Source organism: Treponema phagedenis (genome assembly GCF_008153345.1).
In the GTDB taxonomy this organism is placed as follows: Bacteria; Spirochaetota; Spirochaetia; order Treponematales; family Treponemataceae; genus Treponema; species Treponema phagedenis.
The window spans coordinates 1,126,022-1,150,721 of the sequence record NZ_CP042818.1 but is presented as its reverse complement, the minus strand read 5'-3'; the positions used below and the strand labels follow the sequence as shown (position 1 = coordinate 1,150,721).

The following is a 24,700-nucleotide window of genomic DNA, read 5'->3' as shown; positions in this document are numbered from 1 at the left end:
AAAAATATACATATAAACTTAAAAAACGGCACGGAAAATCAGTGCATGGAAGGATGTATTCAAATGGAATTTCAAAAGACTTTTAAATCGCTTCCGAAATCTCAAGTTGAGTTGGAAGTTACAGTGAATAAAGACGATGTCCGTACCCATTATGACGGCATTATTACTAAATATGTAAAAGAACTGCAAATTCCGGGATTTAGAAAAGGCAAAGTTCCGGTACAGGTATTGGAACAAAAATATGGAGAAGCCTTGCGAGCAGAAGCCTCTTCCGATTTAATCGAAAAAGTTCTTGAAGAAATATTTCGTGATGCAAATGAGTACGAACGTCCACTCCCCTACTCCTATCCTGACATGAAGGAAGTTCCCGAATTCAATACCGAAAAAGATTTTCAGTTTGCCGTTACCTATGATGTTCTTCCTAAAATTGAAATCAAAAAAATAGATGGATTTAGCTTTACAATCCCTGAGGTAACAATATCAGAAGAAGATATTCAAGAAGAGTTAAAAGATATCCAACAACGGAATGCACTTGTCATTGACCGTGCAGATACCGATCTCGCAGAAAAAGATAATATTGCTACAATTGATTATTCAGAACTTGATGAAGAAGATACTGTCATTGAAGGCAGCGAGCGGCAAAGTTTTACGTTCACAATCGGAACCGAACAGAATTTATTTAAGCTTGATGATGATGTTATCGGTATGAAAAAAGGCGAATCAAAAGATGTTACTAAAACCTATCCCGAAGATGATCCGAATAAAGAGCTTGCCGGCAAAACAAAAAAAATACGGGTAAAACTGGCAGCTCTCAAACGACGAGATCTCCCTGCAATCGACGATGATTTAGCACAAGATGTAAATGAAAAATTCAGCACACTCCAAGATATGAAAGATGACATCAAAAAGAATTTGGAAAAGAGTGTTGAGAACAAACTTAACCAGACAAAAATAGAAGCTTTTCTAAAAGAAGCGGTAAAAGAAAATAGCTTTGATTTACCGGAATCCATGGTGCTGACGGAACTTGAATCCCGTTGGATAATGACCGCGCGCCAATTCGGAATGGATCCTGCCCAACTTGAAAAACTTATGGGCGCTACCGAAAACACAAAAGCATCTACCATGTCTGCCTGGCGCCCGGAAGCTGAAGAGCGATTGAAAGCACGCATCATTGTCGAAACATTACTAAAAGATCGCAATATCAGTATTACGCCTGAAGAGATTGAAGCAGAATATAAAAAAATTGCTGAGAACGCGAGCATAAAAGAAGAAGAGGTAAAGGCACATTATGAAAGCGATCTTCGTGAAAAAGAACTTTTAATTGAAGATCTGAAAGAAACCAAACTATATGATCAGCTCTTTGAAAAATGCACCTTTACTACAAGCAAAAAGCTTTCAGCAAAAGAATTCTTTGAAAAAGGACATACGCATGAATGAAAAAATGCACACCCTCGTTCCTTATGTTATTGAACAAACCGGGAACGGAGAGCGTAGCTATGATATTTTTTCCCGTCTTCTGAAAGACAGAATTATATTCGTCGATGGAGAGATAAACGATACCGTTGCCGATCTTATTGTTGCACAGTTGCTTTTTTTGGAATCTCAAAACCCCGATAAAGATATCAGTTTGTATATAAACAGCCCCGGCGGCTCCGTTACTGCAGGTCTTGCAATTTACGATACCATGCAGCATATCCGCCCGAAAATACAAACCATCTGTCTCGGTCAGGCAGCAAGTATGGCAGCCGTACTTTTAGCAGGAGGCAGTGCAGGAAAACGCTTTGCCCTTCCCTCTTCCCGTGTAATGATCCATCAGCCGTGGGGCGGCGTGCAGGGACAGGCAAGCGATATCAGTATTCAAGCAAAAGAAATCATCAGACTCAAAAAACTCACCATAAAGTATTTTGCCGAACATACCGGTAAGTCGGAAAAAGAAGTAGCAGATGATATGGAAAGAGATTTCTTTATGTCTGCCGAAGAAGCAAAAGCCTACGGTATTGTTGATACCGTAATGAATAGGAGAAAAAATGGCGAAGTTTAAGGGAGATTCATCGTTGACCTGTTCTTTTTGCGGAAAACGTGAAGACTCTACGCGTAGAATTATCCCCGGCCCGGGCGTTTCAATCTGTGATCATTGTGTTGAACTCTGTATTGAATATCTAAAAGATTTTAAATCAGTGTATCCGCTTGCACTTAAAAGTGAAATACCTACGCCGGCTGAATTTAAAGAATACTTGGATCAGTATATTATCGGGCAGGATAAGGCAAAAAGAGTACTTTCCGTTGCCGTGTATAATCATTATAAAAGAATCATCAATAAACCAAAAGAAAAAGATGATGTTGTTATTGAAAAATCAAATGTTCTTTTGGTCGGTCCAACAGGATCGGGAAAAACCTTACTGGCAAAAACACTCGCTCAAAAAATGAAAGTACCTTTTGCCATTGCCGATGCTACCACACTTACTGAAGCAGGCTATGTCGGAGAAGATGTAGAAAACATACTCTTAAAGCTTATTCAGAATGCGGGCGGAGATATAAATGCCGCAGAACGCGGTATTATTTTTATTGATGAAATCGACAAAATATCCCGCAAAAGCGAAAACGTATCCATCACACGAGATGTTTCAGGTGAAGGAGTTCAGCAAGCGCTGCTCAAAATAATTGAGGGGACGGTTGCATCTGTTCCTCCCCAAGGCGGAAGAAAGCATCCTAACCAGGACATGCTTAAAATTGACACATCAAATATCCTCTTTATTTGCGGCGGGGCTTTTGTCGGCTTGGACAAGATTGTTGAAGCTCGAATTTCCCAACATCCGATTGGATTCGGAGCAGATATAAAAACAATAAAAGATAAGCGCTTAGATGAGTTATACGATAATCTTTCTCCCGATGATCTGGTAAAATTCGGTTTAATCCCTGAAATAATCGGTCGTCTTCCCATAACGGTTGCTTTGAATGAACTTACAAAAGATGATTTACGAAAAATCCTTACTGAACCGAAAAACGCAATTATCAAACAGTTTGAAGCATCATTCAAACAAGACGATGTGAAACTCATCTTTGAAAATTCCGCTTTAAATGCAATTGCACAACTTGCTATTGATCAAAATACCGGTGCGCGCGGACTTCGCTCAATTGTAGAAAAACTCATGCTTGATGCAATGTTTGAAGCGCCTTCCATCAAAGGGAAAAAAGAGCTGAGAATTACCGAGGAAATGATAACAGAATCGGAAAAGCCGAAAATCCGGCTATTATCCGAAAAAACCGCATAACGTAACCGGCGTTTACGTTTCTCATGTACGGTTTGCTATATTTAATCCTCATATCTTAATTATAAAAAAGAGTCCGAATAATCGTTGCGGGGTTTTCTTATGATAAAGAGACTTTTTATTTTTTGTTTGTTTTTAACAGGCGCCCTCTTGATATTTAACTGCGCATCAAAAAACAAAAAACCTACACAAGTGCCGATTACCCCGACTGCACCGGAAAAAATACTTGACGGCATCTTTAAGGCGAAGTACCCCGACCTTGAAGGAGCCGGTGTTGAAATAAGCATTATTTTCAGAACAGATAAAACGGTCGAAAAAACAAGCCTTTATGTAGACAGAGAAAATTTTCCTGTTATAGACACGGGGATATGGTCTATAAATTCCGCCGGATATATACGGGCGCAATTTAATAACAATCGCATTGAATTATATAGAGCTCTCAGTCCCGATTCAATTCTTTTTGAAGGCTCAAATAAAAACAAAAAAGAGACTTTGCTTAATCGATATGTTCTTAAGCGAGCTGTTACAAAGCACTGAAGAGGCGGAAAACGCTTTTATCAATACAAACAGTTTTTTTCTTTAATACGCTTTTTTTCTTTTCTAAGATTTTCTCGGTTAGTACCAGCCTATTTTCGACAAAACTATAATAACTGTGTCAAACTACTATAAAAATCTCCCCGCTTTTGGGCGAAGTAAAAGTATATTACTAAACCATCGCCCGTGCCTTGCATTCTAAGGATTTATGCCTGACATAATTTGATTTATGCCTGACATAATTTGATTTATGCCTGACATAATTTGATTTATGCCTGACATAATTTGATTTATGCCTGACATAATTTGATTTATGCCTGACATAATTTGATTTATGCCTGACATAATTTGATTTATGCCAGGCATAATTTGATTTACGCCTGGCATAATTTGATTTACGCCTGGCATAATTTGATTTACGCCTGGCATAATTTGATTTACGCCTGGCATAATTTGATTTACGCCAGGCATAATTTGATTTACGCCAGGCATAATTTGATTTACGCCTGGCATAATTTGATTTACGCCTGGCATAATTTGATTTACGCCTGACATAATTTGATTTACGCCTCAAGCGATTCCGCCATGCGTGGTTTGATGCGGGACAATAATTCGCACTCTTATGGTAACGTGTACCTCCCCTCCAAAAGTTTGACACGAACAGTAGGAGAAAAACAAATGGAAAGAAAACAGCACAATGAGCAATTCAAAGCACAAGTGAGAACGGAGTATCAGCGCGGAGCATTTGGGTACAAAAAAGCCGCAACATACCGCCCTTGCAAACGCTCCTGCACATCCTGCATTTTGAATAAAATACCTTTATAAACTCTAATCTGTTCGCCAATACACTTACCATATAAAAAAGACAAGTATTTTTAAGTAAAAATTTTTACAATATTGTTTGTTAATACGCGTATACGCCATTTAAATTGAACTACTACAGCGGTTTTTTGATGGTTCAATTAGTTTTCAATTCATTTTATACAACGGTTTCATTTTGGCATCCGTGGCAAAATGAAACTTTGCGAGTTTTAACGCTTCAATTTTACAGTTTTGTGGTGATGCTTTAAAACATCGTTTGGAATTGAGCAAGGGCGAGTATCTTCCATAGTATGCTGAAATCTGCAAGAGTATTGTGGTGTTTCAATTAGTAACAGGAAATTAATTACACAACATGAGACTAAAAATCCGTTTCCGGTTTTCTGACAACTAAAAACCCTATACGTAATACCCGCCCTTGTATTTCAGGCGGAGCCTTTTTAGTAAGCTCCTCCCTCGACATTTCAATTTTTATTGAGAAGATTTTTTTGTTGCTTGTTTTTTTACGGCGAGGTTTGCGGAAGTTGCGATTCGGTTTGAAAGTTTTATGCCGAGGGTGCGTAAGCCTTTTTCCTGATAGTCTTGCGCCTTAAAGTTTTCTTCAAGTTTTTTGACTCGGGGTTTCGGTTCGTACTGTACGGTGAAGTCAAACTTTTCGGCGGTGTGCACAAAAAGCAGCGTCGCATCGTCGGGGACAATCAGATAGTCTCTGTTTAAAATATATCCTTCAACTCGGCAGCGTTTGATGTAAGGACAGCCTGTTTTGGCATCTTTGTAGATGAGCGTAAAAAGCACTTGCGAAAGTTCTTCCTTTTCCGCAAAGCCGCAGTACCACATGCCGGTGTCAACAAAGAGCCGATCGGGTACATCGGTTACCGTGTATACGCCGCTTTTGCGCAAAATAAAAATGCGGTCATAGGGCGTTACTTTTAAAATTTCTTTTCCGGTTGTAACCGATGTGCCGAGATAGCCGGTCTCCTCATCATAGCGCAGGGAGATGTCACGGCTCACCGCTTCTTTTACATCGATTTTGGTAAAGCCGGTAATTTCCGTTTTTCGTTTTACCGTTTCCGAATCAAGTTTGGCAAGAATGCCTTCAAGCACGGAGCGCGCATATCCTTTTAAGTTTTTTAAAAGTTTGGCAATCTCTTTTAAACGCTTTTGTATTTCTTCGGTTTCCTGCCTATTCTTATTGATATCATAAAGTGAAATTCTTCGGATAGGTATTTTCAGCAGCTTGTCAACATCGTCTTCGGTAATATCGCGGATAAGCTCGGCACGGAAGGGCTCAAACCCTTTGAGTACCGCCGTAATAACACCGCTTGCCGTTTTCATGGTCTCTATTTTTTTATAAATCCGCTCTTCAATAAAAATACGCTCAAGGGTGCGCATGTGCAGCCGCTCTTGCAGCATAGCCCGCTCATACTCAAGCTCATCTTTTAAAATCTGAAGAAGCTGCTTCACATGGTTTTTAATTACATCGGTTACCGTCATTTGCTGCGGAAGGTTGTTTTTAATAACCAGTAAATTACAGGATATGGATTGCTCGCATTCGGTGAAGGCATACAGAGAATCAACCACGTCCTGACTGTACACACCGCGCGGAAGTTTTAATTCTATCTCAACTGTTTCGGCGGTGTAGTCGTTTATTTCAGAAACTTTTACCTTTCCCGATTTACTTGCGTTTTCGATTGAGGTAATCATGCTTTCGGTGGTGCTGCCGAACGGAAGCTCTTTAATCACAATGCGTTTTTCGTCGCTTGTATCAAGCTTTGCCCGCACCAATACCTTGCCGAGTCCGTCCCCATATTCTGAAACATCAATGAGTCCGCCGGTAGGAAAGTCGGGATAAAGCGCAAAAGGTTTGCCTTCAATGCACTGTATTTCCGCTTCGAGTATTTCTTTGATATTGTGCGGAAGAATTTTGGTAGACATTCCGACCGCAATTCCTTCCGCACCGATTACCAGCACCACCGGAATCTTTGCTCTGAAAACAAGCGGCTCTTTATTCCGTCCGTCGTATGACGGCACGTACTGTGTAATATTAGGATTATACAAAAGACTTTTTCCGAATTCGGTTATGCGGCATTCAATGTATCGAGCGGCGGACGCTTCATCGCCGGTGTAAATATTACCGAAGTTTCCCTGCTTGCTGATAAACAATTCTTTGTTCGCAAGCACTACCAAAGCATTCCCGATTGACGCATCCCCGTGCGGGTGATATTTCATGCAATGGCCGACAACATTTGCAACCTTGTGAAACTTCCCGTCATCCATCTCAAACAGTGAATGAAGAATACGGCGCTGCACCGGTTTTAATCCGTCTTCCAAATCGGGAATGGCGCGGTCGCGGATAACATAACTTGCGTACTCTAAAAAGTTTTTATTAAAAAGCGATTCAATATAATCCATGATAAAAGCATCCTAAAAAAGAGTATTTATTCTAAAGAGCGTTGTTTGGTAAAAACGTACAAGCTCATTGTCGGTTCGAAGAATCTTTAAGGGGCTGCTTTTGAACACCGGCGTTTTTCTTCTTTTGGAAAAACCATAAAACCGCCATTGCAGCTAAGCCGCCGGCAATCATGATAAAACAGAGTACCTGTCCGGTAGAAATATTTTTCCATGATTCATAGAGATAAATATTACCAGAGTTTGTCGGCGAAAAACGGTATCCGAGATCCGCATCGGGTTGTCTGAAATACTCAATAAAGAATCTGACGGTTCCGTATCCGATTGTATACAAACAGGTAAGAAATCCGTTGAAGGGTTTCTTTTTTCGTAGTAGCCAAAGGAAGAGCCAAAGGACAATGCCTTCAAAAAAAGCTTCGTATAATTGGCTCGGATGACGCGGTAAATTGACAAACTGCGCTCCTTCAACCACGGGGATTCCGACACGCGCGGCAAACTCTTGTACCCAAGCTTCCGATGCGGGGAAGCAGTCGTTTAAGGGCACATGCGGAAAAATCATGCCGATAGGGCTGTCGGTAATTCGCCCGTACAATTCTCCGTTAAAAAAATTCCCCAACCGCCCGAATGTATACCCGAGCGGAATTGATATAGCCAAAGAATCAGCCCATGCCAAGAAAGGCTGTTTATGTTTTATTGTCCAAAAAAGCGCCCCAAGAAAGCCGCCGATAAAACCGCCGTGATAAGACATGCCTTGCAAGCCTACCCACTCCCAGTCCTCGGAAAATGGCCAAAAAATAAGCCACGGCTTAAAAAGATACCTACTCCCCGGCTCATAAATGATAGTTGAAAAAATCCGAGCGCCGAGCAAAAGCCCGATAATTCCCCATGTAAAAAAACTGACAACATCATCGTCGGTAATTTTCACTTCGGATTGTATTGCTTTATTAAGCTCTCCGTGCTTTACCTGATAACTGAATAAAAAATAAGCGATCGCAAAGGCCACTATATACATAAGTCCGTACCACCGCACCGGAAATCCTGGAATAATTTCGGGGTGTATCCATGATGGGTACTGAATTGCTAATAACATACATGCTCCCAGTAGTAAGTTTATATTTTATGAATATTAATTATACTTCATCAATAATATCTTTATATTGAATCAAGCCGCATTCTTTATCAAAATAAAAAATTACATGCATAAGTTCTTCCGTTACTTCAAAAAATCTGCCATGACTTTCAAATACGGTTCCCGGATACACGGTTCCAAGAACCCTAATTTCAGATTCTATATGCGTTTCAAAATTTTCTTTTAATTTAAAGATCCTCAGCCCTAACTCTTTATTACGTTTTAAAAGTTTTACTTTTTCATCAGTCAATGCCTGCTGTAATGTTTCCGCTTCTTTTTTTGCTTCGATTGAGGATTCCAGAATTGCAAGACGCGCATTATTTTCTCTCATTTCTTTTTCATGCACTTCAATTTCATCTTTAATTAAATAATCCTGCCCAAAAGAAATAAGCGTTTGTATTCGTTTTTTTGCGCCTATTTCTTTTGCTTCTATTCCTCGCGCTGCATGAATGTTTCCGCCGATTAACACTCCGGGATTCCCTGTCAGTATGAGCATATCGTTTGTTTTTACAATACATCCAAAGCAGTGATCTTGTATATGTATTCTTTTACCCGCATACAGGCGCGCGGATTCCGCAAATTTTATTTCTATGGTATTCTTCGCCCAAAGAATGCCTCTTTTTTTTCCTTGTATTCCGCCTTCGATAACAAGCGCATTTTGTGCCGATAAAAAATCAATACCGACATTGCCCTTTACCTGAATAGAGCCTGCAACCTTAATTGTTTTTTCATTCGGAATATTTCCGGTAATTAATAAATTCCCCGGAAAATAAATTTCATTTGCAATCTCGTCAATAGCGGTATTTATTGTTTTAAGAACCGAGATAGAAAGACAGTTATTTACTCTGGTCAATTCACCGGAAATATTTGCGGTGTAGATTTTATCAGTTCCTTCCGTTTGGACGCTGATTGATTGATCGCAATCGGGAAGTTTTTCAGAAACACCTTTTTCCGGAAGAATGTTCTCCCCGAAAACTGTTTTTCCTGCCTTCCCCTCAGGCATAAATCGAGCTTTTAAAATTACCGAATCTTTTTCTACCGTAACCGCGTGAGAGGCACTTAAATCGGCAATCCATGAAAATTCGTAAGAGTTCGGCAGAACCGCATGTTCTCCGGTAAGAATAATATACTCGGTTTCTTTTTCCGCCTTTTGGGCGTGTGTTATCGCCTCGTGAATACTTTCATCAGGAATATTTTCTGTGATGTTGATTTTTTGCAAAGCATTCATAATTATTTCTTTTGAAAGTTTTATGCCTGCACCTTTGCCTTCTTCCAAAAAAAGACTTACCTCGGTTTGATCTCTACTTACGGCAGCGCGGGCGGAAGCATTTTTATAGGGAATAATCCGCAGCTTAACGCCACCTTCCGTATTTGCGTGTAAAAGAACACCGGTTTTCTCCGCAATAAGGGAATCAGAATTTTGAATAATATTTCTTAGATCCGATACAAATGGATCATTCCCCGGAAGGCTTTCTATAACTTCTCCGTAAATATCGAGGCCGCTTGTTCCTTCGGTTGGCTCTGAAAAATCATAGAGCACCTCTTCAGAGGATACAAGATACAATGCATCCGCTTCACTTAAAGGAAATTCGGAATCCGTTACGGGATTATCTTTTTGGTCGGTATAAGCGTCCGGATTTTTTAAACGCGCTATAACCGCCTGAAGATTTTTATGCGGCTCGGCAGGAAGATGAGAAATTAATTCGCGATTTTTTCCCCGTGTCGGCGGTTCTCCTTCGGCAATCACATAAAAAAATTCCATTTTTTCAGAGGCGACAAAACTCTCTAACTCTTTTTGAATAGCGGCTGTATTAATCGATTTAATACCTGAAGAGTTGAGTATATTCATAATAAGTGCTGTGTTCAGAGAGTTCGGATTTTCTCTTGCCTTGCGTACATAGAGCTCCGCCTGCAATTTATCTTGCGAAACAATAATTCTTGCATCAAATTTAGGATTAAGTTCTATTTCAAGCGGTTCTAAATTTCCTGTTTCCTGAATTTTATCAAAATACTTTTGAATGCTTTCTTCTCTGATAAGCTGCAACGGAGATAAACCTGTTTTTTCGGCTTCCTGCAAAATATCTTTTGGATGAGGAAAATCGCCATCGGGTATGCTATCAAATGAAAGATACCAACGATTGCTTTTCTGATTTTTTTGTATATGCCATATTTTTTCACTCATATCGGCAGAATCCTATAGTATGCAGCCTTGGTCAAGTGCTTTTTTTATTTTATGTTGAAAAAGCGTATTTTGTTTTTTTAGCACTGAAATTTCATATTGCTGAGATTTTATCATCTCGATTAAATCCGCAGGAGTAAGTGCATCGGTTCCCAAAAGTTCTTCAAGGTAGGTCATTCTGGAACGATAGTCTATTTCAGCCTCAAGTTCGGCAGAAGAAAAACTTTCATCAACGAATTCTTCATAGTTTTGTATAGCAGCAAAATTTTCGCCTTCCGATTGCAGAATTTTATCCGCAATGCGATAAATTGCCTGAGAAATAATTGATTGTGGTTTATAAAGTACTATCGGTAATCGGGATGCAAGCGCAATATCCTGCTGAGAATCACGGTAAATAACACCCAGGTGTTCAAGATCAATGTTTAAGTATTCTTTACACGAACGGCGTATTTTTAATGCTTTATCCGCATCTTTTGGATCATCAATTAAATTCATTATTAAACGAGGCTTAAAGTGATTTATCCGCTTCAAAAAAACTTCGACATTTACAGGATCAACTGTTTTTAATTCCTCAATTATTTTCGGAATATACATACGCTGCATGGTGTCGGTATTGTTTTTTAAGTTTTCCAGAAAGGCAGCTCCCTTTGAACCTTTTTTAAATGAGGTATACAGCATTCTAAATACAATATTTTTTAAAAAAAGATACGCATTAAGCGTTGCGGTAACTGCCGGCTCCGTTACCACAATTCCCTGCGACGACAGTAAAAAGAAATCAAGTATGCCAAGATGCGTGCCGGCCCCAAGGTCAAGAATAAGATAATCAGCTTCAAGTTTAAGAAGGTTACGCGTAAGCATATTTTTTTGAGACGCTCGTAAAGCGGCAAAGCCCGGGATTTCTGAATCTCCGGGAATAAACGTAACATTCGCATAATTTGTCTGAATCAGTATATCTTTAAAGCTTGAACTGCCGCTTAAAAAAGTGCCTATTCCTCGTTTATGTGCTTGCTCTCCGATTACTAAATGTAAATTTGATGCCCCCAAATCTAAATCGGCAATAACCACTTTTTTTCCTGCTTGTCCGAGTGTTATTGCCAAGTTAGCGGCAAGTAAGCTTTTTCCTACACCGCCTTTTCCGCTGGCAATGGGTATTATCTGCATTTTTTACTCCCTTCATTCATTCACGTTGTCCATTTATAGACCGGATTTTGCCCTTATTCTACAGTCGCTTAAACAAGCAATAAACTGATACGTCCGATTTATGTCCTGCAGTTTACGCATTGTTTTTATTTTCTTTTATTTGTTTTTAAGTTTCCGGTTTTGCATGCGGAAACTTCAAACTGCTAAACAAAATATCGACATGTTATCTCTTTCAATTTAACGGATATAAACACGTTTGTCTGTAGTGTATGCAACAATGGCGGACTGGTCAAGGACTTTATATAAAATAGTCTATTTTATATGTAGTGTAGCGTTTTGTAATTAACTTCCAGTTATAAAAATCGGAGTATCAACAATAATGGCCTGCGGATTTAAGCATTCCTATGGTAAATTGCCCACCGTTGTCAAACTCAGAACGGGCACGGATGCCCGTGGTTCCACACAGAATTGAGTTTGAAAACTACCACAGCGTACTCGGAGTTTTCAAACTATTATTTTTTCATAATGCCCAAAATAGTTAAGTCATCATATTGCTCATCCTCTTTTACATAAGAATAATACAGGTATTCTTCGAACTCAGTATTTTTTTGTTTGTAGCTACAGTATTGAGGATATTGTAAAAAATATTTGGATAAAAACATATCCACCTTTTTATCCACCCGTATTTTATCAAAGGCTGTTGCAGTATCCGGTTTATACATACGGAAAACTTGTTCAACAGAAATAAGCGCGAGGACGACTTCCGTAACCGTGCCTCTGCAAGCGCTAAAGTCAAAATCAAATCGCTCACACGGAATAGGATCATGCAATTTTTTCAAACTGAATTTTTTATTATTAAAAACCGATTCTATAATTTTATGTACTCGATCCGTCCCAAGCTCTTCACTGTCCACTCCCACCTGATGCATTATCCGTTTATTATCGGAAGCAAATTCAGCATTATCATAATCGGTACGCTTGAACTGCTCATTTCTGAAAAAACGCTTTGCCTCTTCAATGCCGTCGGTAAATAAAAACAGTACATCGCCTTTTCCCATAGTAATTTTTTCAATTTTAAAACCGCCTCTCTTTTTTAATTCTTCGGATTCAAAGACTCCTGCGGCAGCACTTTGATGCAAGGTAATTTGCTTCATTTTTTTTGCCTGCGCATCATATATATGAATAATATTATCTCCCGCATTGCAAAAAAAAGCTTCGCCCGACTCGGCGTTAAAAACACAAAGCGTAAATGCGGCAAAGCGACCTTTAAAACCCCGAGCTTCGATAAGATCGTTTATGCGAAAGACAATCGAATCTAAATTAATACCGTGTTTTTCAAAGCTCCAGTCTTTAAAAAAGTTTTGAAAAAGCGTTGCGATTTCTACCATTATAAGAGCGGCAGGCACGCCCTTCCCGGCAACATCGCATTTGATAATTGCATAATATTTTTCATCAAGTTTGATATAATCAAAATAATCTCCGGAAACTCCAACCGCCCCCTCATAATATCCGAAAAACTCAACATGGGTATCGGACGTATAGCCGGAAGTAAGTTTTCTTCCATCAGAATTTTTTTCCAAGGGAATAAACATTTTTTGGATTTCTTTTCCTACGATCAAATCTTTTGATACTATTGCCGCCTGTGCCAAAGCTTCTGTTAAATCATTGATGGTACTTCCAAGCATAGCAATTTCGTTCTTACCCTTTATTTGTATCAATTTCTCTGCAAGGGTTTCCTTTTTTTCCGTATCGCGAATCATTGCAACATGCGATACAAGCTGTCGTATCGGAGTTATGATAATTGAGGCAAGAATATACGCTCCGATAATCCCCACCGCGAAGGCTATAAAAGAAATAAAAAATATAATTTTGATAAGTTTGTTTTTCTCTGAAATAATTTTTTCTAACAATGTCTTAGTTGAAACTTTAATAAACACAATCCCGTGCACAAAGTTTTTTGTTTCCTGACCTTGTCGATATAAAATCGGTTTATAAAATAGGTATTCGGTATTTTTTGGGGAAATATCGGTCGCATCATACGCAGGATATGAACCAACTGCCTCATCGGCTATTTCGGAAAATTTTCTATACAGCTGCGCTTCTATTTGTATGAACATATCATAAACTTCGGAATATCGTTTTAACTCTTCAGAATTTGTAGGGAATTTTGAAACCTCTTGCTCTTCCGCTAAATATTTTAGTCCGGTATCAATATATTCTGCCGCATTTTGTGCTTTGATATTAACCTTTGTTATTTTTTTTATGATTTCAGGAACTCCCTTATGAATAAAACGGGACTTCCCCTGTATGTAATATGGGGTATTTATTTCGTTTTTAATTTCTTCGGTATTTGTTGCAAGGATAAAATCCAAACCTTTTTCATTTTCGTTTGCAGAAGGATTTTCTCCGGTAATAATTACGTATTCAGCTTCTTTCATAAGAATAATTTGATTGAGTAAAAGATCAAGTTCGAGTATTTTTTTTTCGGGAATATACTGTTGCCCTAAAAAAGCAGTGTTTTCCAATAAAATGTTAAGACGAGATAATAAATTATCCGCCAGTAGCTTTTTTTGTGCTTGTGAAAATTTAATTTGTAAAGGGATTCCGATAATCAGAATAATAGAGATCGCCAAAATAAGTGCAAATAAAATAAATTTTGTTCTTAGTCCGTGCCCTACCAGCCTTGCATCCGCTTTTTTTTGTTTGCTTTTTGAAGGCATGAGTTCATTATTTAATACGGCGGCGGCCTGTTTTTTTGCGGTGATAGTTTCTTTTATAAAATGCAAACTACCAAGTAATGAAAAAATGATCAGTACAAAAATAAAAAGAACACTCATCACTATAAAGAAAAAATTCGGGGTCAGTATGTGTTTCATTGCGTCCTATAGTTTTCCCTTAAACAAATTGTTTTATATTTTTATTACCACTCATTTACTGTTTCTCACCCACATTGATTAAAAAAACTGTAGGGAAAACTCTAAAATTAATATTTTTAGAGTTTTTCTTTAAGCTTTTTTGCGATGCTTTTCTGTAAATTATTACCGCAAAACTGCAAATAACAGCTCCTCGGCAATTTTAATAACTGAGTTTTTAAAACTACTCCATTATATATATAAAATATTCGTTCATATTGATACACTGGTAAAAATTCTACATTTAGAATATTTTTGACAGTATAAAATAATTTAGAAAAAAAGTATAGAATTTAAAATATTTTTATTTTTTCTTACTGAAAAAACGATAATTTATTTCCGCAAAAAGAGGAAGCTCTTTTTCTCTTTTTGTAAGCCATTCAGAGCTTACGATGCCGGAGCCAAGCGATTCATAGACTACGGTGAAAGCCTGTATATGATCTTTACATTCTTGCGTTGCATACTCGGGGTAAATTCCCGTACCGGATAGCAATGGCCAAAATAACGATTGAGAGAGCAAAACATCCCGTGCAGCCATGTTCAACAAACGCTCCTTAAAGCCGCCGTCATCGGGAAAGCGTTCGGTTATATCAATCATTCGTTCAGTCGCTTTGCGAATATACGGGTACATCCAGTCATTTTCATTAGATATCAGTGAGCCCGCGTATCCGTCATCAAGTAAAGAGCCGTAAAACGGATAAATAACGGAAAGCCGCCTTGTTGCTCCGGCAAATGCATCAGGCAGAGCGGTCTGTACTTCTTCATCCTTTGCAGCCAGCATAAAAACAGTTTGCAACCAATGTAGTCCCTCCGCCCATGTAAAACCGGAAATCGAAATCGGAAACGTGCAAACCGATGCAATATGCGGAATTTGCGCAATATCTTCTACCTCATCAAAAATTTTTTTTCGAGCAGCAACAAAGGCTGCCGCTTGGTTTTCTGCCAAACGCAAAGCTTTTTCCCGATCATAGGTTTGCCCCGACTTGGTTCGATAAAAAAAACCGGTTACCCTTCTCTCTTTATTTAAACAAAGCAGCGGTTGTAAATACTCTTCGGAGAGAATAAATCCGATATCCTGTTCTTTATCGGCAAAATCCGCAGAGTTGGCATAAGAAGTCCTTGTACCGCATATTTCTTCAGAGGCTATCCTGTCCCTTCCAAGAAAAATTAAACCGTTTTCCGCCATTGAGGGTTCAAAAACACCTCGACGCGGTAAGCGATCGCTAAATAAAAAACTATGCGTTTCCAAGACAGTATAGGTAAACCCGTAGGCTTTTATCATTTTTTCCAAGCCGCTGTTATACCCCAATTCGGGCAGCCAGAAGCCGGTAGGAATAGTGGAAAAATGCTTGCGATAATTAATAAGCCCCATCTCTATTTGAGCGGCAATTGCTTCCGGCATGGTTTGATAAAAGGGTAAAAAACAATTCGTTGCAGTTGTTGCAAGCAACTCTATGTTCCCCCTGGAAGCAAAGTAATCAATGCTTTTTAATATTGTATACCCGTTTTCAATATCTTCCTTATTTTGTAAAAGGCAATGTAAAACAGCTTCGGCCTGTGCACGCTCAAGCGGAAAATTCTCAAGCCGCACTAACTCTCTTTTACCTAAGTCAATCAGTAATTCAAGTTTTTGCATGCAGCGGGTTGCAATTTTACTGTCGGCAAGCATTTCACAGATGACCGGGCTAATTGCCATTGCAAAATGAAACGGTATTGCCTCTTTTTCCAAGTTACGGCACATGCGTAAAAGCGGCAGATAGTTGTAAAAAACTTCTTGAAAAAGCCAGGTTTCGGCGATACTGCCGCTTTCAGTACTATCTCGGCAATAAGGAAGTCTAAGGTCAAAAACAAAAATAATTGAACGGGTGTTTTTTTTATTCATCGGAAAGCCTGCCGATACGTATTAAAATGAGATTTTTTTAATGTTTTCAGTCCGGATAAACTGATTATCTTTTCGCTTGTGTTTTCGGATACGCAGAGTCTTTGCTCAATAAGAAAGCGCGGTACCGCAATTACTTCGGATTGTGCAAGAATTTGCTCTTGATTTATCATTCTACAGCAAAGATCTATTCTGTTTGCCGCCTCCGTTAAAGGAAGATGTATATACCGCTTTCTGTCATTTGGCGGAACATCAATATCAAAGAAATCAACGGGTTTTAGTAAATCTTCTTTGTCAAAAGAATGGACACGCAAGAAAAAACTGATAAAATCGCTGCTTTCTTTAATTGTTTTAAAAAGCTGCCCATAAATATCCCAAAAAACAAAGAGCCAAATAGGATCGCGGAAAAGAGCATGAATTTCCGTTATATTATACAATTGTGGCATAGACGGCGTTTCAGTAATTTCTCCTTCAAAAAGAAAAGAAGGCTCATCTTTCTGATCCATAGAAAATTCAAGGATTTCTCCGATAATTAATTGTCGGTTCAGCTCATAAGGCAGGTAAAGATCCATTTCATTTGCCAACTGAAATAATTCTTCCGTAGATATTGATTCCAAATAAGATTTTGTTAATTTCATTCTTTACACCATCAAAAACATCATGTATAATATATTGTCTTATGTCAAGACTGTAAGAGTTTTTAACAAAATCCCGGAGTTTCTATGCTTCAATATCCTGATTATTTACCGCCTTATGTCCTCCTTATGAGAATTATGTTTGCTGTGCTTTGTGGAACACTTATCGGATACGAACGCGAACATAGTTTAAAAGCGGCAGGCTTACGTACCCATATTATTGTGGCGGCAGCATCCTGCCTTATGATGACGATTTCAAAATATGGCTTTTATGATGTACTGCAAACAAAGGGAATAGACCTTGACCCTTCTCGAGTTGCAGCGGCAATTGTATCCGGAGTGGGCTTTTTAGGTGCGGGAACTATTTTTATGCGAAAAAAATCTATAACCGGACTTACCACGGCAGCAGGCGTTTGGGCAACAGCCGGAATCGGAATGGCAATGGCTACCGGAATGTATATTGAAGGCTTTTTTACCACCATAGTTGTATTTATTGCACAAATTATTTCTCATTCTCGTTTTTATCATGGAAGATTTAATACTATTCGCTCAATCTCATTAAAAGTAAATGCGGAAGCGGAAATTATTCAATTTATACTTACCACTTGCGCCGAGCATAATATCTCCTTATTAAGATTTAAGGTTCATTGTGATGACAGCGCAGTATATACGCTGAAGCTCCTGTGCAAAATTCCTCAAAATATAAAAATTTCGCCTTTTATTGAATCTTTACGAAAAAATACAGATATTATTTCCATACATGGATAAACACCGGCCTTTATCTTTTGAATATTACAATTTAAGCGAAAAATCGGATGCCGTAAATTAGCATAAAGCGAAAAATGTCCAACTTGGTTTTAAACGAAAACAAAAACCGAATCACGGCTACGGGCTTTTTCAACTCCGATTAGAACTTATAAAAAGATTCGCATAGCTTGCGACTTTTGAAAAAGAGTCCATAATATAGAAGACATTCTCGCATCAGTTCCAAACAGATAGGTTAAGTTTTTGTCACGGACGGTAAAATCAGAACAAGCACGAATAGCGTTATCAAAGAAAACGTTATGCCAGAAATCAGCAGGATACATTGTAGATAATTGGAAAAGAATTGAAAAAAGGGGAATGGACGGATACGAAAGCCTATGTTATTCATTTATGAAAAAACTGATTGCGGAAACGGGCACTCCGCAATCAGTGTAAAGGTTGTATCTATTCCCGACAAGTTACAAAAACAGGTGTAATCAAAGCAGGATTAGATATCAAAATCGGGATCATCTTCGTGATCATAGTCATAGTCGTCATAGTCGTCATCGTCGTCGAAATCATCGTCGTCGAAATCATCGTCATCAAAGTCATCGTCATCGAAATCATCATCGTCAAAGTCATCATCATCGAAATCATCATCGTCGAAATCGTCATCATCATATGTATCATCAAAATCATCTTCGAAAAAATACATATCATCTAACTTGTTTTCGCTAAAATCAACGCTATAACTCATACTGCCTTCCTCTGCTTATTATAGAAATTAGTGGTTGTATAATAGTAAAGAGATTGATATTCTGTCAACACCTAAAACCTGTTTTTTCAGTTTTTGACGTTGTATCTTTAATATGTATCAAATTCAAAATTCTGCGTTTAAAAAAGAAATATTTCTCTTCTTTTGCAATAATTGCAAAAAAAATACATTAATAAAGGTTAATAGTGGATTTTTTTAATTTCAGTGATATACTTAGTTCCGGTGCAGCATTTTGTAATTAACTTTGTAAGTGAAGAATAGATTGAGCTATTAAAAAAAACGTTATAATGGTATAAAAGGAGTATACAAAACAATGGGCTTGCGCAAGGGTGTTGCTCAACAGAAAATAAAGCCTTTTTTCATATTTTTGTTCTTTTTTTGCATAAATTTATCGATCTATGCCGAGCTTGTTGTAAACGGAAAAGAAAGCGATGCGTACCGCTATCCTTCTTGGTCTGCGGACGGTTCGGTTTTTGCCTATGCGTCCAAAAACTCGGTTTTTCTTGTCGATGATACGAGCTTAGAACGTATTCGCACATTAAAAGATCACAATAATGAACTTATTTTTTTAGGTTTTTCTTCTCAAACCGCAAATTTTGTTTCCGCAGGAAAAGACAATACAATTATAAAACGAGCAATTACCCAAAATAAACCGCTTTCAAAATATACTGTCCCTTCGTATGTACAATTGACCTCGCTTGCATATAGCTCTGAAGGTAATTTAATTGCGGGAGGGCTCAATGACGGAAAAATTTTTATTAGCAATACCTTAAAACTTTCCTCACACGAGGTAAAAATATTTTTTGCGGGGCATACAAATTCAGTTCAAAGCCTTGCGTTTAGTAAGGATGGACAGCATTTGTTTTCCGTCTCTGGTGATGTGATCAAATTGTGGAATACAAATAATTTTGCTGTTGAAAAAGAGTTTGACCATTACGGAAAAGCAAAACTTCCGGTAGTATTCTCGCCGTCGGGTAAAAGTTTTGCAAGTTGCACTGATGCAAACCGGATTTCAATACGAGATTTTAAAGGCGTGGTTCAAAAGGACATAATAGAAGAAAAAGGAATAGAAACCTTTGACTTCAGTTCTGACGGACGATTTTTAATAATTGCGGATAAAAAGGGCGCTTTACAGTTTTGTTCTGTACAAAGCGGCGTATTAACGGATACAATAGACAGCTTCGGGAAATCTCCTGTAAAAGCTTTCCGAATAAGTAATGACGGAAAAAAGCTTTTAGCGATTTGCAAAAACGGAAAAATATACCGAATAAGTGTTGAGCATTTTACAGGCGATAAAGCTGCCGCGTTAGCAACAGCCCAGCAAACTGCAATTGAAACCGCCCAAAAAGCGGCGGAAGATGCGGCTGAACAAGCTATTTGGGATTCAGTGCAAAAAGCGGCAGCGCAAGCGGCGAAAAAGGCGCAAGCAGAGAGAGAAGCGCTTGCCGGTATTACCAAGCAACAGACAGAAGAGGCTAAGGCCGCAGCGGAAAAGGCTGCGCAGCAAGCAGCGCTTGAAGCGGCGCAAGCTTCGGCAAAAGAGACTGGCTCACATATGAGCATTGACGGGATTGCCGAAAAAGCGGTGCAGGCCGCATCAGAAAAAATAGAGGTATTGATTCAGCAGGCGATAGAAAAAACAATACGTCAGATTCTTAGCGAAGAAGAGCCGGCAGCGCAGCCGCCTGCGGAAATAGCTGCGATTACCAAAGAAGAGCCGGCAGCACAGCCATCTACGGAAACAGCTGCGGTTACCGAAAAAGAGCCGGAACAAACAGCCCCGTATTCTGCGGTCGGAACGGCTTACAACAAAAAAGCTTTTTTCCATACAACGGACGGACTTGAAATACGGCTGGGGCTGAACACCCTGCCGAAGCCCTTTTTGCTGAGCTTTAACACGGAAGTTGCGTATCTTTGCAACAGCCTTTATTGCGCCCTTTTATTTCGGCGGCGTGGTTGGTTTTGATGTCGGCTTTCCGCGCAAAAACTTTCCGCATAATTATTACTATGAAGAAACCGGCAAAAAAATGCGCGGCCCCTATATTCCTACATTTGTATTATATGCGCCGCTCGGCTTTACCGTAAAACCTTTTCAAAATAATTTCAGGATCTATATTGAAGCAGCCCCCAGTTTTGCAATACAATCATTGTGGAACGGCAGCTTTAAACAGAACATTGCAACCAAGTCGTATTATTCGTTTGTTCTGAACCTTGTTGCGGGCGTTGGCTGGAAGGGCATAAACGGGCATGCCGGTTTTTTGTATGATTCGATAACAAAATTTTCGTTTTCATTTTCTCTTTGTTATCGCATTGATATTACATATAAAAAAGCGAGGACAAAATGAAAATAAAAAGTATGCTAGTGTAGCGTTTTTCTGAAAAGTATATTGTATTTTTCTTTGGTTTGTGATACTATCTCAACAGCTTTTTATCACTAAGGAGTATTGCATGCCCAAACCGCCGAGTAAACTTGAACTAAATCCTGAAGAGCTCACGTACCTTGAATCACTTGTTCGTTTACGAACAATCCAAGCACAAACGCGCACGCGTGCACGAATACTTTTGCTTAAAAGCAAGGGGCTGTCCATTAAGGAAACAGCCGACAAGGTAGGCTATACGTATAGAAGCGTTGCGCTCTGCCTTAAGAAATATAAGCAGGGCGGCGTAGAGCATGCTCTCACCGATGCACCCGGACGCGGAAACAATCCGGAAATTACCGATGAAGAGAAATCGTGGATTATAAATCTCGCTTGTCAAAAACCGACTACTTTTGGGTATGCTGCAGAAACATGGACTTACGCACTGTTAACAAAGCATATTAACACCACCGCTGAAAGTGCAGGATACCTACGGCTCGCTACTATCCATAAAACAACGGTATTTAAAATACTAACTGAAGCAGACATTAAACCTTACAAAATAGAATATTACTGTGAAAACAGAGACCCTGACTTTGATAGAAAAATGCACAATGTTTTGCTCGTTTATAAGCAACTTGAACTTTATTTTGAGGAAAATAAGCCATTACAGACAGAAGAAGGGAAGAATATCCATGTTGTTTCGTATGATGAGAAGCCCGGCATACAAGCTATCGCGACGACAAGCGATGATTTACCTGCTGATGAAACCCATCAATGCATTCGCCGTGATTATGAATACAAACGGCTTGGCACGCTCTCACTTTTAGCAGGCATTGATTTACAGACGGGGGATGCCATTCCTCTTGTAAGCGACAGTCACACCAGTAAAGATTATGTGCAATTTCTTAAAATACTTGATGAACGATACCCGCAAGAAGATAAAATTAGAATCATTTTGGATAACTTAAAAGTACATACCTCCAAAGAAACCATTCGATATCTTTCAACGGTACCGGGAAGATTTGAGTTTGTGTTTACGCCAAAGCATGGTTCTTGGTTAAATATGATTGAAGGATTTTTCAGCAAACTAACAAGACAACTGTTGCGGGGCATGAGAGTAAAATCAAAAACAGAGTTAGTTAATCGACTGTATAAATACTTTGACGAGATTAATGAAGAGCCAGTCGTATTCCATTGGAAATACAATCTTGATGATCTCGATGTTTCTGAAGCGGTTATAACCGACGCTCTCAAATATGAACTTAATTAGAAAACGTTATACTAGTTATAAGTATATTCTGTGCTTTCTCCTTTGCCTGCAAACACAATACGGATACCTTAATTCAAGACTACAATAATAGATTTACCACCCCTGAAGAATATATTTGGAAAAAAGCAAACGAAAATGCAAAAGAGCCCGAAAACGGTAAAATCTTTCGCAGCAAAACATATACGGTATCAAAGGATTGCGGGCTTTTTATTATCGGTGCCCCACTTAATTGCGAAATCTATACATGGACGCTGAGCGACAAAAACATGCCCTCTTCTATCGAAGTAATCGTAGGAAGAGAGATGTGTTTAGAGCTGCCTATTCATAAAGACCCGAACTTTGGCATAAATGAAGGCGTAGAGAAAGGTGAATATGAATTAAAACTAGTTGTTAAAAAAAACGGAAGTTTTTTTAGCGATACATGCACAATAATTGTGCAATAAAACTGCCATTGGCAGTAAAAATTTACAAGGAGGTGCTATATGAAAGCATCAAGAAAAATGACAATGGCTGCCTTGCTAATAGGGCTGATAGCCCTTATTGCAGGCTGTAAAGGCGGATCCGGTGTTTTGGACAAAAAACCGATTGTATTGGCAAGCGGAAAAATCCTCGTCCCAATAACCATCAGCGGCAAAAACTTTAAAACCACCGCAAGAACCCTTTTGCCCGACCCATGGACAGAGGACCTTAAGGACAAGCTTTATTTTACGTTGACCAGTACTGTTCTTCCAGCCGGCGGAATCAACTATAGCTATAAAGAATTGCGAGAAAGCAGGGCGACCGTTGAACTGGAAGAAGGTTCACATGCGTTTACTATGACCGCGTATACTGATGAAGATAGGAAAATAGAAGCTTTGAAAGGAGAGACAACTATTGTAGTTACCAGTACAATGGTAAAAGGTAATAATTTTATTATGAAGCCTGTAATCCCGTCTAAGGGACTAGGAGAAGCAGCGATAACGGTGGTTTTTGTAAATCCCCTTGATCCCGCTGCTGCCGCTGGTGCTCCTGCAAATGGTGTAATAAAATTCGTGAAAGTTAAGGCTTCGCCTGTCACACCCGCAGTTGTACCCACACCCCCACCTGAAATTGATGATGAATAGGTAAAGACTTTTGACCCAGTACAAAACGATGCAAACAACTGGAGTGATCGCCGCATGAAGTTTACCTACACAAAAGAGAATATTCCCGCAGGAAGGTATAATCTTACAATGGAGTTTTATAAAGAACTTAATCCGCCTACGACTGCGATACCACTTAATACCACAACAGCTGTGCTGGTAATTGATCCGGGTAATAAAACAACGGAAACCCTTGACATGGGTAATATCTTCGGCGTGGCACCGCGTGCACCACGAAACCTCAAAGTGGAGTATGTATATCCTAAAGATATAACAGCAAATGCGCTTATACCTCCCCCCACTCCCCCCACTCCCTCACCCCTCAAATACAAGGTAAAATTTACTTGGACAGATTCATCCTACAATGAAGATGGTTTTAAACTTACAATAAAGGGAACTCCTCAAGCAGAAAAAAACTTTGACGCGGAGGTAAATAAATCCGAGGAAATAGAGCTAAGCATGAACGAATTATATACGGTAGAAATTGTTGCCTTCAATGACTTTGGTGAGTCTGCCCCCTGCAAGTATGAAAATAAAGACAGCGATAACAAAATACACATGGCTGCTATTACCTATAACCTGGTAGGCGGCTATATGAAGAACAGAAAGCAAGACGTGCAGTCAGGTACTATGGCAGAACAATACGGTACAAAAAAAGGAACAGCAACACCTGTTGATCCCGAAAATCCCGGTATGGATAACCAAGTGGTAGACTTTTACCATTATTCCACAAAAGCAATTCCGTTAGCAACTGCCGAACTGGCACCAACCCCCTTACGACCGGAAGCATGGGCTGGAAGAAAGGCTCAAACCGATGCAGGATATTCCTATAAACTTTGGGGCTGGTATGATGGAGAACCTGAGTTGTCCACATTAAACGGAAATCCGCCAGTTGTGACAGTTCCGAATAAGACCAAGGTACTGGAAATTCTAGCTCAGAAAACAGAGAATATGGTATATTCAGCTCGGTGGAATGTCGTTATGAATTCATTCAATTTTACATTCCCAATATACACTGAAGGTCCGCAGATTACCGATTATAAAAATATTAAGAAACTTAGGATCAAAGAGAAACAACCTTCTACTACTCCCCCCACATACGAAATAGTCGACCAAGACGCAATAGAACTGAAGCCCACCGAAGGAAAACTTCTATCTGCAACATGGTTCGTCGGAGGCACTAAGGTTGACGACCCAGCTCGAGGTATCTACACCGCTCCTAGTAATACCCACCCTGTAGGCAAATCTGAACTTAAGCTTCTTTTTGATAAAGACGGCATTACAGATTTCACCAAGAAATACATCGTTACCGTTGTGTATGAATACGAAAACACCTCTACACCGCCTGTGACGGAATGGTATTCCAGTTCATGTACTGTTGAAGTTGTAAAAACAAACTAACAGTCTTATAACCTAACCCCATAAGCAGGGCAAGAAATTGCCCTGCTTATTTTTTGTCCGCATGGGCAGGCACTTAACAAGCAGTAATCAGAAGCGTGTAAATTATTTTCAATAAGCGAAAAAA

General features: G+C 39.2%; 21 protein-coding genes. 12 read left to right on the top strand and 9 right to left on the bottom strand.

All coding sequences use genetic code 11. The features are described from left to right. Window positions 1-63 precede the first annotated feature (63 nt). The 4 genes from tig (at window position 64) to FUT79_RS04935 (ending at window position 3,806) form a co-directional block, all read left to right on the top strand. Window positions 64-1,437 (top strand): trigger factor, encoded by a 1,374-nt coding sequence (gene tig, locus FUT79_RS04950; RefSeq protein WP_024753318.1) that lies wholly within the window; start codon window positions 64-66, stop codon window positions 1,435-1,437. Continuing rightward, the gene (gene clpP, locus FUT79_RS04945; RefSeq protein ID WP_002695059.1) at window positions 1,430-2,041 is read left to right on the top strand and encodes an ATP-dependent Clp endopeptidase proteolytic subunit ClpP; all 612 of its coding nucleotides are present in this window, start codon (window positions 1,430-1,432) and stop codon (window positions 2,039-2,041) included. Before tig ends, clpP begins: the two co-directional genes overlap by 8 nt. Beyond that, on the top strand, window positions 2,028-3,272 hold the full coding sequence (gene clpX / locus FUT79_RS04940; protein WP_024753317.1) for an ATP-dependent Clp protease ATP-binding subunit ClpX: 1,245 nt from the start codon (window positions 2,028-2,030) through the stop codon (window positions 3,270-3,272). The genes clpP and clpX overlap by 14 nt, the downstream gene beginning before the upstream one ends. Before the next feature lie 99 nt (window positions 3,273-3,371). Next, window positions 3,372-3,806, top strand: coding sequence for a hypothetical protein (locus tag FUT79_RS04935; RefSeq protein WP_024753316.1), 435 nt, complete (start codon window positions 3,372-3,374; stop codon window positions 3,804-3,806). Window positions 3,807-4,001: 195 nt separating this feature from the next. Here FUT79_RS04935 and FUT79_RS04930 read toward each other — a convergent pair whose 3' ends face one another. Then, window positions 4,002-4,358, bottom strand: coding sequence for a YhgE/Pip domain-containing protein (locus tag FUT79_RS04930; RefSeq protein WP_148889341.1), 357 nt, complete (start codon window positions 4,356-4,358; stop codon window positions 4,002-4,004). Window positions 4,359-4,481: 123 nt separating this feature from the next. Between FUT79_RS04930 and FUT79_RS15025 the strand changes: the two genes are divergently transcribed. Further along, on the top strand, window positions 4,482-4,628 hold the full coding sequence (locus tag FUT79_RS15025; RefSeq protein WP_156009302.1) for a hypothetical protein: 147 nt from the start codon (window positions 4,482-4,484) through the stop codon (window positions 4,626-4,628). Window positions 4,629-5,093: 465 nt separating this feature from the next. On the opposite strand, the gene FUT79_RS04925 is transcribed toward FUT79_RS15025, so the two are convergent. The 7 genes from FUT79_RS04925 to FUT79_RS04895 all read right to left on the bottom strand — a co-directional run bounded on the left by FUT79_RS04925 (window position 5,094) and on the right by FUT79_RS04895 (window position 16,908). Next, complete coding sequence (locus tag FUT79_RS04925; protein ID WP_148878796.1) at window positions 5,094-7,034, bottom strand: DNA topoisomerase IV subunit A; 1,941 nt, start codon at window positions 7,032-7,034, stop codon at window positions 5,094-5,096. 64 nt (window positions 7,035-7,098) lie between these two features. Further along, window positions 7,099-8,121, bottom strand: coding sequence for a prolipoprotein diacylglyceryl transferase (gene lgt, locus FUT79_RS04920; protein ID WP_002698854.1), 1,023 nt, complete (start codon window positions 8,119-8,121; stop codon window positions 7,099-7,101). A gap of 40 nt (window positions 8,122-8,161) precedes the next feature. Continuing rightward, window positions 8,162-10,342, bottom strand: coding sequence for a FapA family protein (locus tag FUT79_RS04915; protein ID WP_148889338.1), 2,181 nt, complete (start codon window positions 10,340-10,342; stop codon window positions 8,162-8,164). 12 nt (window positions 10,343-10,354) lie between these two features. Next, window positions 10,355-11,500 carry a nucleotide-binding protein gene (locus tag FUT79_RS04910; RefSeq protein ID WP_148889336.1) on the bottom strand — a complete coding sequence of 382 codons (1,146 nt, stop codon included), beginning with the start codon at window positions 11,498-11,500 and terminating at the stop codon, window positions 10,355-10,357. A gap of 491 nt (window positions 11,501-11,991) precedes the next feature. Beyond that, window positions 11,992-14,355, bottom strand: a complete 2,364-nt coding sequence (locus tag FUT79_RS04905; protein WP_024753312.1) for a SpoIIE family protein phosphatase — start codon at window positions 14,353-14,355, stop codon at window positions 11,992-11,994. 340 nt (window positions 14,356-14,695) lie between these two features. Continuing rightward, window positions 14,696-16,273 (bottom strand): 1,4-alpha-glucan branching protein domain-containing protein, encoded by a 1,578-nt coding sequence (locus tag FUT79_RS04900; protein WP_002698838.1) that lies wholly within the window; start codon window positions 16,271-16,273, stop codon window positions 14,696-14,698. Next, the gene (locus FUT79_RS04895) at window positions 16,270-16,908 is read right to left on the bottom strand and encodes a DUF4912 domain-containing protein (protein WP_148889334.1); all 639 of its coding nucleotides are present in this window, start codon (window positions 16,906-16,908) and stop codon (window positions 16,270-16,272) included. The genes FUT79_RS04900 and FUT79_RS04895 overlap by 4 nt, the downstream gene beginning before the upstream one ends. A gap of 84 nt (window positions 16,909-16,992) precedes the next feature. On the opposite strand from FUT79_RS04895, the gene FUT79_RS04890 reads away from it, so the two are divergent. Then, the gene (locus FUT79_RS04890) at window positions 16,993-17,673 is read left to right on the top strand and encodes an MgtC/SapB family protein (protein ID WP_024753311.1); all 681 of its coding nucleotides are present in this window, start codon (window positions 16,993-16,995) and stop codon (window positions 17,671-17,673) included. Window positions 17,674-18,157: 484 nt separating this feature from the next. Here the strand turns inward: FUT79_RS04890 and FUT79_RS04885 are convergent, their stop codons facing one another. After that, window positions 18,158-18,406: a hypothetical protein gene (locus tag FUT79_RS04885; protein ID WP_148889332.1), complete on the bottom strand. Its 249-nt coding sequence runs from the start codon at window positions 18,404-18,406 to the stop codon at window positions 18,158-18,160. Between the two features lie 331 nt (window positions 18,407-18,737). Here FUT79_RS04885 and FUT79_RS04880 point away from each other — a divergent pair, with 331 nt between their 5' ends. The 6 genes from FUT79_RS04880 to FUT79_RS04860 all read left to right on the top strand — a co-directional run bounded on the left by FUT79_RS04880 (window position 18,738) and on the right by FUT79_RS04860 (window position 24,576). Beyond that, window positions 18,738-20,390, top strand: a complete 1,653-nt coding sequence (locus FUT79_RS04880; protein WP_148878794.1) for a WD40 repeat domain-containing protein — start codon at window positions 18,738-18,740, stop codon at window positions 20,388-20,390. Then, on the top strand, window positions 20,377-20,769 hold the full coding sequence (locus FUT79_RS04875; protein WP_002698820.1) for a hypothetical protein: 393 nt from the start codon (window positions 20,377-20,379) through the stop codon (window positions 20,767-20,769). The genes FUT79_RS04880 and FUT79_RS04875 overlap by 14 nt, the downstream gene beginning before the upstream one ends. Window positions 20,770-20,872: 103 nt before the next feature. Beyond that, a complete protein-coding gene (locus tag FUT79_RS04870; RefSeq protein WP_148889330.1) occupies window positions 20,873-22,054 on the top strand; it encodes an IS630 family transposase in 1,182 nt (393 codons plus the stop codon). A 266-nt stretch (window positions 22,055-22,320) separates the two neighbouring features. Then, window positions 22,321-22,497, top strand: a complete 177-nt coding sequence (locus tag FUT79_RS15020) for a hypothetical protein (RefSeq protein WP_187426461.1) — start codon at window positions 22,321-22,323, stop codon at window positions 22,495-22,497. A gap of 39 nt (window positions 22,498-22,536) precedes the next feature. Continuing rightward, window positions 22,537-23,157 (top strand): hypothetical protein, encoded by a 621-nt coding sequence (locus FUT79_RS04865; RefSeq protein WP_024753309.1) that lies wholly within the window; start codon window positions 22,537-22,539, stop codon window positions 23,155-23,157. A gap of 54 nt (window positions 23,158-23,211) precedes the next feature. Next, window positions 23,212-24,576, top strand: coding sequence for a hypothetical protein (locus FUT79_RS04860; RefSeq protein ID WP_024753308.1), 1,365 nt, complete (start codon window positions 23,212-23,214; stop codon window positions 24,574-24,576). Window positions 24,577-24,700 lie beyond the last annotated feature (124 nt).